This window comes from Leuconostoc palmae (assembly GCF_019656075.1).
In the GTDB taxonomy this organism is placed as follows: domain Bacteria; phylum Bacillota; class Bacilli; order Lactobacillales; family Lactobacillaceae; genus Leuconostoc; species Leuconostoc palmae.
Map to the genome: position 1 here is coordinate 156,629 of NZ_BPKZ01000001.1, position 14,385 is coordinate 171,013.

Genomic DNA, 14,385 nt, shown 5'->3' on the forward strand with positions numbered 1-14,385 from the left:
TTAATAAGTATAAAATAGATAGTTTTATTGAAAATTAAAGTGGTAAAGTAATTTTAAATATTGTGCCCTTAGGTTCATTATCTGTAACCGCTATTTTACCACCATGCGCTCTGACAATCCATTCAGCAATTGACAAACCTAATCCTGTACCACCAGTCTCACGACTACCTGTTTTATCTTCTCGATAAAAGCGGTCAAAAATATGCTTTTTTGCTTCATCACTAATACCTTGCCCTGTATCGGAAACTGAAATAACAAACTTCTTCTTTTCTATAGTAGCAGTAACAGAAACAGTTGCGCCTGTATCTGAATATTTCATAGCATTATCAACTAATAAAACAATTAACTGATGAATTCTTTTTTGATCAATATACACTGGTTGGTTCACATGCACTGATAAGAGCACTTCTTTACCGTCAAATTCAGCCATTTCTTGATAAGGTGCAATAATGCAAGATAAAAACTGAGCTACATCTGTTTCTTCTTTTTCAATACGTGTCATATTGGATTCTGATTTAGCTAATGTCAGCATATTATTAGTTAACGAGGTTAAGCGTCTGATTTCAGATAGCGATAAAATAATAGCATTTGACTGTTCACGAACAGTTGATTCTGGATGTGTTAACATGTTTTCCAGTTTTCCTTGAATCACTGCCATTGGTGTACGTAGTTCATGCGCAGCATTATTAACAAAATCTTGTTGTTGTTGCCAAGACTTAATAATTGGTTTCATATTTTTGAGGCTAATCCAATACGACACCATTAATGCTAACAAACCAAACATGCCAAAAGACCATAAAATAACTTTTTTAAAATGGTTAAGGTTAAAGATAGTATCTGTCACATTAACGGTAATCATACCGTATTTAACAAGCTGCCCCTTATTGTTATGCGTATTGTCAATAAACTCAACCGTTGCGACACGATAATAGTTATCCCCAAGTTTGACAGTTTTAGGTTGGTCTGTCAAAGAAGGCGAACGATATTTAAATTGCTTACGGTAAATTTCTTGTAGGGGTTCTGGCACATGATCATCCACAATCAACTTTTTATTTTTATCGTAGACCCAGACATCTGCTAACGTATTGGATTGCAATAACATCGGTGATTTTCGATTACTATCTTCTGAATCTTTTAAAGCACCAGCCAAATTAAACTGCTTAATTTGCTGATTGATTGCCAAATCTGAATTTTGAAATATAGTGCGTGTATAGGATATAAACATCACGCCACCAAGCACCGAGAATATAACAAAAAAACTAACAATTAACAGTAAAAATCCCCTAATTTGTTGTTGTTTATTAATAACATTAGGCATCATCGACCTCTAAGATAAATCCAATGTTACGCAAGGTTTTGATCAAATCATTTTGCCCTACTGCTTCTAATTTACGACGTAAGTTGTTTAAGTAGATGTTAACCACATTAATTGTCGTATCAGAATCAATTCCCCACACGCGATCAAATATTTGATCACGAGTCACGATAATATTCTTGTTTTGGGCTAGATATGTCAAAATGTCAAATTCTTTACCAACTAATTTCACAGGTTTCCCATGGACTTGGACGCCACGATTTTCAAGATTAATTAGTACGTCTCCAACAGTAATCATGTTGTCTTCAGAATAAACCCCTGCTCGTCGTAACAATGCTTTGACTCGCACAAGTAACTCTTCACGATAAAATGGCTTGGTAAGATAATCATCAGCACCAACATTGAAACCTTCTAATTTATCATCTAATGATGTTTTAGCTGTTAAAATAAGTACTGGTGTTTCAACATCATTATCACGTAAGTGTTTAATCACCGACAAGCCATCCTCGCCTGGTAACATTAAATCAGAAATAATAAGATCATATGGTGACTCTTGCCCTTCATATTCACCATCTAGCCCGTTAGTGACAACATTAACATCAGCAAAATCTTGCAAAAAACCAACTATATTATCCGCTAAGTTTACATCGTCTTCGATCAATAAGATTTTAATTGCTTTTGACATGATTTTCTCCACTGTCCTTTTATGATTGAGATAATTTTACGTCTTTATGATTAATATCAGATTAAAGAAAAAATTAAGATTAATTTCTATCTAATTAATCTTATCATATAAAAAAACACCTTATCACATATAAGGTGTTTTTTCATCACGAAGCTACTTCTTTGTCTGATAATTTAAGGACATGCCACAATATAAGCGCAATTGCCCATGTTACGGCAAAAATCACCACCAAAATCATCCCTAAATGATTGAAATCTAAGCCATTTGCCCAGTTAGTGATTGGCCCATTCCAGTGGAACATAACCCTAAATGACTGAATAAAATCAACTAAACTAATGAATCCTGCTGCCATAATTGAAATACCCGTTAAGATTAAATTATAGTATATTTTTCGATAAGACGATGCAACGATCCAAGTATAGGTTGTACTCATAAAGAATCCATCTAGTGTATCCATCAAACACATACCAGCAGTAAATAATAATGGAAAAGCAAGCGTAGTATACCAAGCAATTCCTGAGTTAGCAGCAGTGGCTGAGGTCGCTAATACGGCAATTTGTGTTGCTGTATCAAATCCTAATCCAAATAAAAACCCAACTATTGCTACTTGCCAGTTATGATTAATTAGTTTAAGTAATTTCAAAAAATACTTAAAAATGCGTGATTGTTGGTAAGTTGTATTATTCTGATTTTCTCTTTCACCATAGCTAGCAGATTTAAACTCTCTCCAGATGCCTCTCATAATGACTGTATTCACAATCGTTAGCATCAATAACATAGTAGCGGCAATCATGGTACCAAAAATACTGCCAATTGTTTCAAATACAGGCATTGAATTTTTAGCCCATTCAACAAATAAAACTGTCAACAAGGCCATCAATACAACCACCATTGAATGTCCAAAAGAAAAACTAAATCCCACACCTCTTGTATTTTTACCATCATTAAGCATTTTGCGTGTTATATTATCAATTGCTGCGATATGGTCAACATCAAACGCATGTCTTAAACCAAAAGTGAATGATAAATAGGCCATCCCGATAATTTCTGGATATCTGGAAACACCTGACATGAGAAGCAATACGCCAGCTAACAAAATAAGTACGATAAAGCTTCCATACTTTATGATATCCGTTTTTAAAATGGTATTACTTCTTGAATTTGTCATATGTTCCCTCTATATCTATAATTTAATGCGTTAAATTTAATAATAATAACCGTGACGATAATCCCACGATACAAAAATATCACTCATATTCTTCATAATTTTATCTACGTCTAGTCCTTTACGAATAACCACTGGGGCAGGCTGAATCCCTACCTGACCATTTTGTTGTGGTATCAAGTTTCCTTCATCATCAACCATGGAAACCATTACGCCTTGCTCATAACGCGTTTCAAGTGTCTTGTCAGGCTGAATGCTAGCTACGTACTCATCCGCTTGAATAATTAAGTCAGCAGCATCTTCAATTTTTTCTCCAATACCAGATACTAAGCCTCTATTTCCTTTACCAGAAGGATTTGCAGAACTTGCAAATGAAAATTTATGATATTTTTCCCACATTTCTTGAGCAATTTGTTCGCTTGGTTTTCCAAATTTGATTACAAAACAACTAGTTTCACGTTGATCCATCATAAGTTCTTGACTACCATCATTTGGAATCATCGCCTTAGCGGAGTCTTTCCATGGCAAAATGCAGCCCAATAACACATCATCATCCCAATGTTTTTGATACATTTTTTCAATTTCAGGTGTCATCTGTGCTAATGTCTTGACTTGTTCTAGTGAACCACAAAGTACAACACCTGGTTTGTTACGTTTACGATTTTTGGCAGCAAATTTGCGTTCTAATCCCTGCTTATCAGAAGTCATAATAATATAGCCCACTTTTGTTGGACTAACAATCATTCCACCATTACCTTTCAAAATATCAATTGCTTCCCGCTGCGTATCTCCTTGCCAAATAACTTGCTTTGTCTCTACTTGTGTCATAATTTAATGCTCCTTTTTTTAATTGATAATTTGTTTTTTTGTTTCTGGTCCAAATACTGCAACAACAATCGCAGCCATAATTGCGATGCCAGCTATAAAGTAGAAAATTAAATTTGGATTAATTCTTGTTAATGCCCATGCAACCAGATATGGGGTTAATACTGTTAATATTTTTGCTATACCATTAGCATAACCAACACCTCTAAACCTAAAGTATGTCGGGAACAGCTCTGACATATACACTGCAACAATTGATGACATCAGTAGATAAATCATTGTAACTAAAGCAAACCCAATGACTAATACTCCAGTTACTTGTTTTTGATTCGCATAAATTAAACCAAAAATTGCTGTCATAAAAAATCCAAATATAATAACCTTCTTTCTGCCAATCCGATCAACCAACAATGTACCCAACAATGCACCTATCGGCGCTCCAGCCATCATTAAAGCTGAAAAAGTCAATGAATGAGCAATGTCAATACCTTGTTTGATTAACAAGGTTGGCATCCAAGAAGTAAACATATATTGTACTAAATTAATTGCTGTAACAGATATAATTGCCACAAACAAACCATGTTTGATGCCAATGCCTATATATGAAGAACTTTTGTATTTATCTTGTGTATCCAAAGCAACTTTTTGCGCACCGCTCTCTAACTTTGTAATAATTACTTCTGCCTGGTCATAGTGTCCATGTGAAATTAACCAACGTGGTGACTCAGGAAAGTTGTGTCTAATCACCCATAATATTAGAGCAGCGATCCCAACAATAATAAATGTTGCACGCCAAGAAAATTTAGGAATAATTATAGCGGAAAAGCACAACGTCATGGGTGCTGATAAATTGGCAATAACTGAAATTAATCCACTCCAACGTCCACGATGTTTAATTGGTGCAAATTCATTAATTAATGAAAAACCTGTGACGATTTCTGCTCCAAGACCTATCGCAGCAATAAATCTCAAGACAATTAAAATCCATATATTTGGTGAAAATGCAGCAAATACTGTAAACAACCCAAATATTAATAAATTAGTTTGGTAAGCTTGCTTACGTCCTAAAAAATCACCTACAAATCCGGTAATAATAGACCCGACAAACAATCCTAAAAATCCTGAAGATAAAAAAATTGAACCCTGTGCTAGAGTACCAAAATGAGTTGTTATAATAGCCCCATTAATTGCACCAGCAAGATAGACATCTGTACCATCTAACAGCATTCCCGCTGCAACCATTGCAACCACACGATAGAACATCTTTGTTTCGCCAATAGCATTCATTCTTTGTTGTAAATTTATTGCACGATCCATAGCATTCCTCTATCCAAAATTTGGTCTATTATGTTCAAAAATCGTAATTTGATCTTCATACTTCATTGTTACGTCGATATCATCTTCACCACTAATAAATTTTTCTTTCCATTGTTGGTTAATATCAAAGTGAAAGTGATATTGCCTAAAATGAACTACTTGCTCAGGTAGGTCAATTGTGACAGATTCATCAGCTCTAATCTGTCTTAAAATCGTTCTTTCTTCCTCAGACAAAACGATAGGCAGTAAGCCATTTTTAGTTGCATTCATATAAAAAATATCTGAAAAACTACCACCAATAACTGCTCGGAACCCATAATCCGTTAATGCCCACACAGCGTGTTCTCTGGAGGAACCAGACCCAAAATTATTCCCAGTAATTAAAATACTAGCACCAGCATGCTCAAGTTTATTCAATTCAAATTCTGTATTAAGAGACCCATCATCTTGGTAACGCCAATCATAAAACAAGTGTTTACCAAATCCTGTCTTTAAAATATTTTTCAAAAATTGTTTTGGCAAAATAATATCGGTATTAATACTATCATTGGGAATAACAACTGCCCGACCTGTTTGCTTAATAAAAGCTTCCATAAGTGTTCTACCTCTAATCTAATGTTTCAACGGTGATATCAATGAAATGACCAGCAATCCCAGCAGCAGCAACCATTGCTGGTGATGCCAAATGTGTCCGAGATCCAGCACCTTGACGGCCCACAAAATTACGATTGGATGTTGAGGCAACATGCTTACCAGATGGAATTTTATCTGGATTCATAGCTAGACAGGCAGAACATCCTGGCTCACGCCATTCACAGCCAGCATCTTCAAATATTTTTGCAATACCTGTTTTGATTGATTTGTTTCTAATAGCACGACTCCCTGGCACAATCCAAGCCGTAATATTATCTGCCAAATGATGCCCTTTCATAATATTGGCTGCAATTTCTAAGTCTTCATATCGACTATTTGTACATGACCCAATAAATATGTAATCTAACGGCACATCTCTAACTTTAATACCTGGTTTTAATCCGATGTAATCATACGCTACTCTATCATTGTCATTAGAAATTTCCGGTAACACTTGGTCAACTGGTGTTGTCATTCCTGGATTTGTTCCCCAAGTTACCATTGGTTTGAGATTTGTTACATCAAACACGATTTGTTTGTCAAAAGCAGATTCATCATCTGTATAAAATTCTTGCCAATAAACTTTTGCTTCTTCAAAATGTTTAGGCGCAAATTCTCTCCCTTTAATGTAATCAAAAGTTACTTGATCTGGTCGAACCATTCCTGTTTTGGATCCTGCTTCAATAGACATGTTGCAAATTGTCATACGCGATGCCATTGATAATTGTTCAATCACTTCTCCATAAAATTCAATAGCATAACCGGTTCCAAACGATACACCATGCTTAGCAATGATACCCATAATAATATCTTTCGCATAGATATTTTTCGGTAACTGACCTATTATTTTAATCCCCATCGTTTTTGGTTTCACTTGCCAAATAGTTTGGGTAGCCATAACATGTTCAACCTCAGACGTCCCAATACCAAATGCAATGGCACCAAATGCACCGTGAGTTGCTGTGTGTGAATCACCACAAACAATTACTTTTGCGGGCTGTGTTAACCCACGTTCTGGTCCTACAACGTGCACAATCCCTTGTTTATCATCTCCAATAGATGCTAATGGCACCCCGAACTCCTTGGTATTTTTTTCTAATGTTGCCATCTGTAAACGTGACATCTGATCTTGTACATTGAAAATATCTTTTGTGGGGACGTTATGATCCATTGTGGCAAAAGTAAGATCAGGTCGTCTGAGTCCTCTATGACTACTTCTTAATCCTTCAAAAGGTTGTGGTGATGTGACTTCATGAATAAGGTGTAGGTCAACATAAATAAGTTGTGCTTCACCAACTTCACCTGTGATAACATGCTTTTCCCAAATTTTATCAAATAATGTTTTGCTCATTTCATAGTAACCTTTTGTAATGTATGTTCGTTAATATACGACACAATGTTGTCTGTTACTGTTTTGGTGGTATCTTTCCCCCCCATATCAGGTGTACTAATACGCTTTGTCATAACATGTGCAACAGCTTTTCTAATTTCTTGCGCCATTTCTTGTTCATTAAAACTCTCAGCTAACATCATTGCCACCGTATTAATCATCGAAATAGGATTGGCTATCCCTTTCCCAGCAATATCTGGTGCAGATCCATGAATAGGTTCGTATAAATTAGGTCCTTCGCTACCAATTGACATAGAAGGAATTTGACCAATTGAACCTGCAATTTGAGCTGCTTCATCACTGAGAATATCGCCAAACAGATTTGGTGTAATCACAACGTCAAAACTGTTTGGTTCACGTATGATTGCCATAGACATTGCATCCACATAATAATAATCAACTGTAACATCTGGATACCGCTTTGCAATGCTTTGTCCCACCTGTCGCCATAATTTTGAGGTCGCAAGTACGTTTGATTTATCGACAATTGTGACATGTTTTTTCCGTCGAGCAGCCATTTTAAATCCTACATGCATGATCCTTTCAATTTCTTCAACGCTATAATACATCGTGTCAATGGCATTTGTTGTTGTTAATGCACGTGGTTTGCCAAAATAGGCACCAGAAGTTAGTTCTCTAACAATCACAAAATCCGTATGGTCAATGATGTCGGCTTTCAATGGTGAACGTTCAAGCTGAATTTGACTCACTTTAGTCGGTCGCACATTAGCAAATAAATTCAATTCTGATCTAATTTCTAACAGACCTTGTTCTGGTCTTTTTGCCGCATTGTCCCATTTGGGTCCACCGATTGCACTCAATAAAATGGCATCTGATTCTTTGGCCTTCTCAACAGTTGATCTAGGTAGCGGATCATTACAACGATCAATACCATCCCCGCCAAAAGGCAAATCAATCAACTCGTAATTAAAATCAGTATTTTGGGTCACTGCAGCTAATACTGATAGTCCTGCATCCATAATTTCCGGTCCAATGTAGTCCCCTTTTAAAACTGCAATTTTTTTTATCTCACTCATACGTTTTTAACCACCTTTTCCGACCAAAAATTCTGCATCATTTTTTTGATTTCATCATCGGAAACAATATTTGTTTTCTCAGCAATTTTTTTAAAAATAGGTAAAATATACGCCATATCATCTCGTGAAATTGAATAGCCCATTTCTGACAATTTAACCATAATTGCATGAGATCCAGATAGTTTTCCTAGCGGTAATGATGCTGTGGCACCCACACTCTCTGGACTCAAAATTTCATATGTTTCTGGTCTTTTCAAGTAACCATCTTGATGAATCCCTGATTCATGAGCAAAAGCATTACGTCCAGTAACTGGCTTATTATCAGCTATTGGCATATTTGTTTTGCTCGACACCATATCTGATATCTTTTTTGACTGCTTTAAACTAATCATTGTTTGCTTATCAAACTTTTGTTTTCTTACATGAATCGCCGCTGCAGCTTCAATAATATCAACGTTTCCAGCACGTTCACCAATTCCATTAATAGTCCCTTGAATCTCTGTTGCACCATGCGCAATCCCTGCTAGAGCATTTGCCGTTGCCATACCTAAATCATTATGTGTATGTGTTGACCATCTGACTTGATCAAAATTTTTAACGTGTGATTTAAGATAGTCAAACATTTCTCCGTATTCTTCGGGTGTTGTATAACCAACGGTATCAGGTAAATTAATCATAGTTGCTCCACAATCAATTGCCACCTGAATAATTTCTGCCAAAAAATGATATTCCGTTCTTGTTGCATCTTCTGGTGAGAAAACAATTTCATTCATAAATTGTTTAGTATAAGTTACCTCTTCAATTACTTTGTTAATAATCTCTTTTTTTGTCATATGCAACTTATATTCTCTATGAATGGGAGATGTGGCAATAAAAATATGAATCATCGGGTGCTGTGCAGATTGGGTTGACTTAATAACTGCATCAATATCCTTCCGAACCATTCTTGCTAATCCAACAACACTAGCATTTTTAACTGCAAGTGAAACTTGTTGTACCCCTTCATAATCTTGATCAGAAGCTGCTGGAAAACCAGCTTCAATTGCGGAAATGCCATAATTTTCTAATGCTTTAGCTATTTGAACTTTATCTTCAATTGAGAAATTAACGCCAATAGTTTGTTCACCATCTCTCATCGTTGTGTCGTAAAATGTAATCTTTTCCATCATCACCATCTCCTTAAAAAAATAAAAAATCCCGAACCAATCGTCACGACTGGTTCGGGATTTAACACACATCCTTATTCGCTAGTCGTTAGGTAATGACCTAACAACCAGCTGTAAAAGCTCAACTTGTTAGGACTGACTGAACAAGTTGAGGAGGAGGGCTGCATTATTAATATTAATTTGTGAAATTGCATAACTCTTCATGTGATTAACTTCCTCTATATTTAATAAATTTATCATATTACTTTTAGCATTATAGGTCAATGTCAAATCTAGAAATATGCCAAATTTATATAAACTGATTCAAATCCCTAAAGCCATACGTGCATAACGTGACATGCGATCTATGGTCCAAGCCGGATCCCACTGTAATTCAATCGCTACTGCATTAATTTCTGGCAAAATTTTCAAAGCATCATTAATCATTTCTTCCAAAACACCAGTTAGCGGACAGCCCATGGTAGTCAATGTCATATTAACCACTGCATGTCCTTCGCCATCGTAATTTACATAGTTAATTAAACCCAAATTAACAATATCGATTTGTAATTCGGGATCGATCACCATTTCTAATTGTGACATAATGTTGTCTTCAATTTTTGCCATATTATCCCACTGATCCAACCATTTCAAATTTCATTAATCGATTTAATTCGACTGCATACTCCATAGGTAGTTCCTTAGTAAAGGGTTCCACAAAACCCATAACAATCATTTCTGTCGCTTTTTCAGGTGTAATCCCTCGACTTGTTAAATAATATAATTGTTCTTCAGATACTCTTGAAACCTTAGCTTCATGTTCCATAGAAACATTGCCATTTAGAATTGTATTATAAGGAATCGTGTCAGCCGATGATTGATCATCCATCAAGATTGTGTCACACTCAACATGAGCAAATGAACCATCTGATTCACGACCAAATTTGATAGTACCCCGATAGTCTGTTGAACCACCAGCATGTGCTATTGATTTTGAAATGATTGACGATGACGTTTTTTTGGCATTGTGAATCATCTGTGCCCCGGAATCTAAAGTTACCCCCTCTCCAGCTACAGCAATTGACAACATTGTCCCTCGCGCCCCTTCACCTTCCAAATAAACTGATGGATACTTCATGGTTGTTTTTGAGCCAAAATTGCCATCCACCCACTCCATTGTGGCATTTTCATGTGCGGCAGCACGCTTAGTTTCTAAAGAATAAACGTTATTTGACCAGTTTTGAATGGTTGTATATCGGCAATAGCCGTCTTTTTTAACAATCACTTCCACTACGGCCGCATGCAATGCATCACCAGAATACATTGGTGCCGAACATCCTTCAACATAATCAACGTGCGCCCCCTCATCAACAATAATTAGTGTGCGCTCAAACTGTCCTTCATTAGCCGTATTAATTCTGAAATAAGATTGAATGGGCGTAGTGACGTGGACACCTTTTGGCACATAGATAAAAGTGCCACCTGACCATACTGCCGCATTCAAAGCCGCTAATTTATTATTTGTGGGCTTTACTAACGAACCAAAATAAGCTTTCACTAATTCTGGATATTCTTGTACTGCGGTATCTGTATCCGTGAATACGATACCTGTTTTTTCAAATTCAGCTTTCATCCGATGATAAACCACTTCCGATTCGTATTGCGCTGATGAACCAGCCAACCATCGTCTCTCAGCCTCTGGCACACCCAATCGTTCAAAAGTTTGTTTCAAAGTATCTGGTACATCATTCCAGTCACGATACTTCTCATGTGTTGGCTTATTGTAATAATATATCTCATCAAAATTAATGTCACTTAGATCTGGACCCCAAGTTTGCATCGGCATGTCTAAGTAAGTTTGATATGCACGTAACCGATAATTTAACATCCACTCTGGTTCTTTTTTTTCTGCAGATATTTTGCGAATAATATCTTCATTGATACCACGCCCTGTTGAAAAAACGGCTTCATAGTCGTCCTGGGTGCCCAATTCATCTTTTTTTTCTATTTTTATAGCTTCTTTTGTTCTATTTAAAGCTTCTCTACGATCAATTTCCATCTTCACTCCTTTTTAGTAATGGGCTAATAAGTCGTCCAAAGCATGCCAAGATAAAGTAGCACATTTAATACGGGTTGGAAACTTAGTGACACCTGCTAGTAGTTGTGCCTCTCCTATTGCGTCAAAATTAATATTTTCACCCATTGTCATAGCTGAAAACATTCTCATGAGTTCTTGAGATTGTGAAATTGTCTTGCCAATCATGATATCCGTCATCATTGAACAAGATGCAATAGCAATCGCACAACCATCACCATCAAAATGACAGTCGATAATTCTGTCATCATCAACAGTCACAGCAAGACTAATCATATCACCGCATGTTGGATTAAATTTTTGTATCTGATGCTTATCCTTTTCAGTAACTGGCGCATGATGATGTGGATACTTAGCGTGTTCCATCACTGCTTGACGATATAAATTGTCTAAATTATGTAAAGTCATATTGAAAATAGTCCTGTATTCCTTTTAACACGGTTACCAATTGATCAATTTCTGCTTTTGTATTGTATGATGCAATACTGACACGAACTGTTGATTTAATATTTAAATATTGCATTAAAGGTTGCGCACAATGGTGGCCCGCTCTGACTGCTATCCCTTCTTGATCAAGCGCCGTAGCTACATCATGCGCATGCACGCCAGATAACTTAAAACTAATAATATTAGCCTGGTCTTCGTTTCTTGGTCCATAAATTTGAATACCTTTAATTACTTTTAACTTGGTTAGTGCATATTTGGTCAACTCACTCTCATAAGTGCTTATATTAGACATGCCAACTAATTGAATATAATCTATTGCAGCACCAAGACCTACTGCACCAGCAATATTGGGTGTTCCTGCCTCGAAGCGCCAAGGTAATGATTGGAATGTTGCTGATTGCTCTGTCACATATTCGATCATTTCACCACCAAGTTCTAAAGGTGTCATTGTCTCTAACAAATCGCGTTTACCGTATAAAACTCCAATACCTGTTGGCCCCATCATCTTATGAGCAGAAAAAGCAAAAAAATCTGCATCCAAGTCAACAACATTAACTAGCATGTGCGGTACAGACTGTGCGCCATCTACAACAATCACGGCACCATTATCATGTGCTAATTTTGATAAAGTTTTAATCGGATTGATAACCCCTAAAACATTAGATGCTTGTGTTATTGCAACAATTTTAGTAGCGCTGGTAATTTTATTTTTAGCATCCACCATATCCAAAGTAAAATCATCATTTAAGTAAATATATTTTAGTTTTGCACCAACCTGCTTTGCAAGTTGTTGCCACGGTAATATATTAGCGTGATGCTCCATAATTGAAATGACTATTTCATCATCCTTTTTGACGTTTGCTAACCCATATGATTGAGCCACCCAATTAATACTTTCTGTTGTACCACGTGTAAAAATAATTTCTTCTCGATGCTTGGCGTTAATAAAGCCTTTTACCTTATCACGTGATGCTTCATATTGAGATGTTGCACGCTCAGACAAACTATAGATACCCCGATGAACATTCGCATTATTATTCTCATAATAGTATTTTAATGACTTAATAACTGCACTTGGTTTCTGAGACGTAGCAGCGTTATCAAAATAAATGAGTTGCTGCCCATTTATTTTTTGATTTAATAATGGAAAATCTTGCCTATTTATCTTCATCTATCAATTTACTTTCTATTGCTTGAATAACATATTGTTTAGAAGCTTTTGTTGGCATTTTTGCTAATACATCACCCATAAATCCTCGAATAACTAATTTACGTGCTGTTTTTTCACTTAATCCACGACTCATCAAGTAGTACAATTGCTCAGCATCAATTCGCCCTACAGATGCAGCATGTCCTGCCGTCACATCATTTTCATCGATAAGTAGTAGCGGATTAGCATCCCCACGAGCATGCCGAGATAACATCAAAACACGTGATTCTTGTTGCGCATCCGATCCTTTAGCGCCTTTAATAATTTTTCCAACACCATTAAAAATTAAATTTGATCGATTTAAAATTACGCCACGTTGAAAAATGTGCCCTACAGAATGTCGTCCATAATTAATAACTTTGGTTACAAAACCTTGAGTTTGTTTTTTATGTGTTATTGCAATAACATTGGCATGTGATATAGCGTTTTCTCCATTCAATTGGCTAACCAAATTAGTCACCACTTGACCATCATTAAATGCCACATTGTGCCAGTCCAATTGTGCGTGACTTCTAACATCAGCCTGCCGATTAATGTAAGCTGACGTATTTTCTTTTAACGCATCAATACTATTAAATTGTACACTCGAAGATTCTGATGCAATGACTTCCACAACAATTGATGCTTTTGTTACTTTATTGCCAATTGTATTTAAGGTTTGTAGTATGTTTACTGAAGCATTATCCCCAACATATATTAAGATACGTGCCACAAAATCTGCCTCTGATGTCGCTAACTGATTTAAAGTTAAATGTAAAACATCATGCACTGTGACATGGCTTGGTATATATAAAAAAATCCCTGTGTTAAATTGATGAGCATTTTGATAAGTTAACTGATCGGTTTCATCAAAAACAACTTGCCCTCGTAAACGCTCAAATAATTCTGAATGTTTTTTTTGCGCGTCAATAACACTCATCAGAATGACACCCTGGTCAATTAATTCTTGGTCAAGTTGATAATACGTTGTCGAAATGCCACTAATTTCAATTCCTTGTTCGTTTGATAGAAAATAGCTATTTTCTGTTTTCTCATTACTTGGGGTCATTCTATCTAACGCCCAAGCTTTATAACGTACTTTTGTAAATTTTGGCATAGGTAACTCGTTTGTTTTGCTCATA

14 protein-coding genes are annotated in these 14,385 nt (G+C 36.1%); all 14 read right to left on the reverse strand.

From position 1 onward, the window contains the following. Positions 1-34: 34 nt before the first annotated feature. Positions 35-1,318 (reverse strand): sensor histidine kinase, encoded by a 1,284-nt coding sequence (locus K5Q12_RS00785; RefSeq protein ID WP_220741862.1) that lies wholly within the window; start codon positions 1,316-1,318, stop codon positions 35-37. Then, complete coding sequence (locus tag K5Q12_RS00790; protein ID WP_220741863.1) at positions 1,311-2,000, reverse strand: response regulator transcription factor; 690 nt, start codon at positions 1,998-2,000, stop codon at positions 1,311-1,313. The genes K5Q12_RS00785 and K5Q12_RS00790 overlap by 8 nt, the downstream gene beginning before the upstream one ends. Before the next feature lie 145 nt (positions 2,001-2,145). Then, entirely contained in the window at positions 2,146-3,168 is a 1,023-nt protein-coding gene (locus K5Q12_RS00795) for a HoxN/HupN/NixA family nickel/cobalt transporter (RefSeq protein ID WP_220741864.1), read from the reverse strand. Positions 3,169-3,204: 36 nt separating this feature from the next. Further along, the gene (locus K5Q12_RS00800; RefSeq protein WP_220741865.1) at positions 3,205-3,993 is read right to left on the reverse strand and encodes an L-threonylcarbamoyladenylate synthase; all 789 of its coding nucleotides are present in this window, start codon (positions 3,991-3,993) and stop codon (positions 3,205-3,207) included. 18 nt (positions 3,994-4,011) lie between these two features. Continuing rightward, positions 4,012-5,307 (reverse strand): MFS transporter, encoded by a 1,296-nt coding sequence (locus K5Q12_RS00805; RefSeq protein ID WP_220741866.1) that lies wholly within the window; start codon positions 5,305-5,307, stop codon positions 4,012-4,014. A 9-nt stretch (positions 5,308-5,316) separates the two neighbouring features. After that, positions 5,317-5,901, reverse strand: a complete 585-nt coding sequence (gene leuD / locus K5Q12_RS00810) for a 3-isopropylmalate dehydratase small subunit (protein ID WP_220741867.1) — start codon at positions 5,899-5,901, stop codon at positions 5,317-5,319. Between the two features lie 13 nt (positions 5,902-5,914). Continuing rightward, positions 5,915-7,291 carry a 3-isopropylmalate dehydratase large subunit gene (gene leuC / locus K5Q12_RS00815; protein ID WP_220741868.1) on the reverse strand — a complete coding sequence of 459 codons (1,377 nt, stop codon included), beginning with the start codon at positions 7,289-7,291 and terminating at the stop codon, positions 5,915-5,917. Further along, positions 7,288-8,367: a 3-isopropylmalate dehydrogenase gene (gene leuB, locus K5Q12_RS00820; protein WP_220741869.1), complete on the reverse strand. Its 1,080-nt coding sequence runs from the start codon at positions 8,365-8,367 to the stop codon at positions 7,288-7,290. Before leuB ends, leuC begins: the two co-directional genes overlap by 4 nt. Continuing rightward, positions 8,364-9,536 (reverse strand): 2-isopropylmalate synthase, encoded by a 1,173-nt coding sequence (locus K5Q12_RS00825; RefSeq protein ID WP_220741870.1) that lies wholly within the window; start codon positions 9,534-9,536, stop codon positions 8,364-8,366. The genes leuB and K5Q12_RS00825 overlap by 4 nt, the downstream gene beginning before the upstream one ends. A 300-nt stretch (positions 9,537-9,836) precedes the next feature. Then, the gene (locus K5Q12_RS00830; protein ID WP_220741871.1) at positions 9,837-10,139 is read right to left on the reverse strand and encodes a metal-sulfur cluster assembly factor; all 303 of its coding nucleotides are present in this window, start codon (positions 10,137-10,139) and stop codon (positions 9,837-9,839) included. A gap of 1 nt (position 10,140) precedes the next feature. Next, positions 10,141-11,571 (reverse strand): Fe-S cluster assembly protein SufB, encoded by a 1,431-nt coding sequence (gene sufB / locus K5Q12_RS00835; RefSeq protein ID WP_220741872.1) that lies wholly within the window; start codon positions 11,569-11,571, stop codon positions 10,141-10,143. A gap of 12 nt (positions 11,572-11,583) precedes the next feature. After that, positions 11,584-12,015: a Fe-S cluster assembly sulfur transfer protein SufU gene (gene sufU, locus K5Q12_RS00840; RefSeq protein ID WP_220741873.1), complete on the reverse strand. Its 432-nt coding sequence runs from the start codon at positions 12,013-12,015 to the stop codon at positions 11,584-11,586. After that, positions 12,002-13,225: a cysteine desulfurase gene (locus tag K5Q12_RS00845; RefSeq protein ID WP_220741874.1), complete on the reverse strand. Its 1,224-nt coding sequence runs from the start codon at positions 13,223-13,225 to the stop codon at positions 12,002-12,004. The genes sufU and K5Q12_RS00845 overlap by 14 nt, the downstream gene beginning before the upstream one ends. Then, complete coding sequence (gene sufD / locus K5Q12_RS00850) at positions 13,212-14,384, reverse strand: Fe-S cluster assembly protein SufD (protein WP_220741875.1); 1,173 nt, start codon at positions 14,382-14,384, stop codon at positions 13,212-13,214. Before sufD ends, K5Q12_RS00845 begins: the two co-directional genes overlap by 14 nt. Position 14,385 lies beyond the last annotated feature (1 nt).

Excerpts from the sequence above, each read along its gene's own strand:
- sufB (WP_220741872.1), bottom strand. The coding sequence starts at position 11,571 with ATGGAAATTGATCGTAGAGAAGCTTTAAATAGAACAAAAGAAGCTATA.
- sufU (WP_220741873.1), bottom strand. The coding sequence starts at position 12,015 with ATGACTTTACATAATTTAGACAATTTATATCGTCAAGCAGTGATGGAA.
- sufD (WP_220741875.1), bottom strand. The coding sequence starts at position 14,384 with ATGAGCAAAACAAACGAGTTACCTATGCCAAAATTTACAAAAGTACGT.
- K5Q12_RS00790 (WP_220741863.1), bottom strand. The coding sequence starts at position 2,000 with ATGTCAAAAGCAATTAAAATCTTATTGATCGAAGACGATGTAAACTTA.
- leuB (WP_220741869.1), bottom strand. The coding sequence starts at position 8,367 with ATGAGTGAGATAAAAAAAATTGCAGTTTTAAAAGGGGACTACATTGGA.
- K5Q12_RS00800 (WP_220741865.1), bottom strand. The coding sequence starts at position 3,993 with ATGACACAAGTAGAGACAAAGCAAGTTATTTGGCAAGGAGATACGCAG.
- K5Q12_RS00805 (WP_220741866.1), bottom strand. The coding sequence starts at position 5,307 with ATGGATCGTGCAATAAATTTACAACAAAGAATGAATGCTATTGGCGAA.
- K5Q12_RS00830 (WP_220741871.1), bottom strand. The coding sequence starts at position 10,139 with ATGGCAAAAATTGAAGACAACATTATGTCACAATTAGAAATGGTGATC.
- leuC (WP_220741868.1), bottom strand. The coding sequence starts at position 7,291 with ATGAGCAAAACATTATTTGATAAAATTTGGGAAAAGCATGTTATCACA.
- leuD (WP_220741867.1), bottom strand. The coding sequence starts at position 5,901 with ATGGAAGCTTTTATTAAGCAAACAGGTCGGGCAGTTGTTATTCCCAAT.
- K5Q12_RS00795 (WP_220741864.1), bottom strand. The coding sequence starts at position 3,168 with ATGACAAATTCAAGAAGTAATACCATTTTAAAAACGGATATCATAAAG.
- K5Q12_RS00845 (WP_220741874.1), bottom strand. The coding sequence starts at position 13,225 with ATGAAGATAAATAGGCAAGATTTTCCATTATTAAATCAAAAAATAAAT.
- K5Q12_RS00785 (WP_220741862.1), bottom strand. The coding sequence starts at position 1,318 with ATGCCTAATGTTATTAATAAACAACAACAAATTAGGGGATTTTTACTG.
- K5Q12_RS00825 (WP_220741870.1), bottom strand. The coding sequence starts at position 9,536 with ATGATGGAAAAGATTACATTTTACGACACAACGATGAGAGATGGTGAA.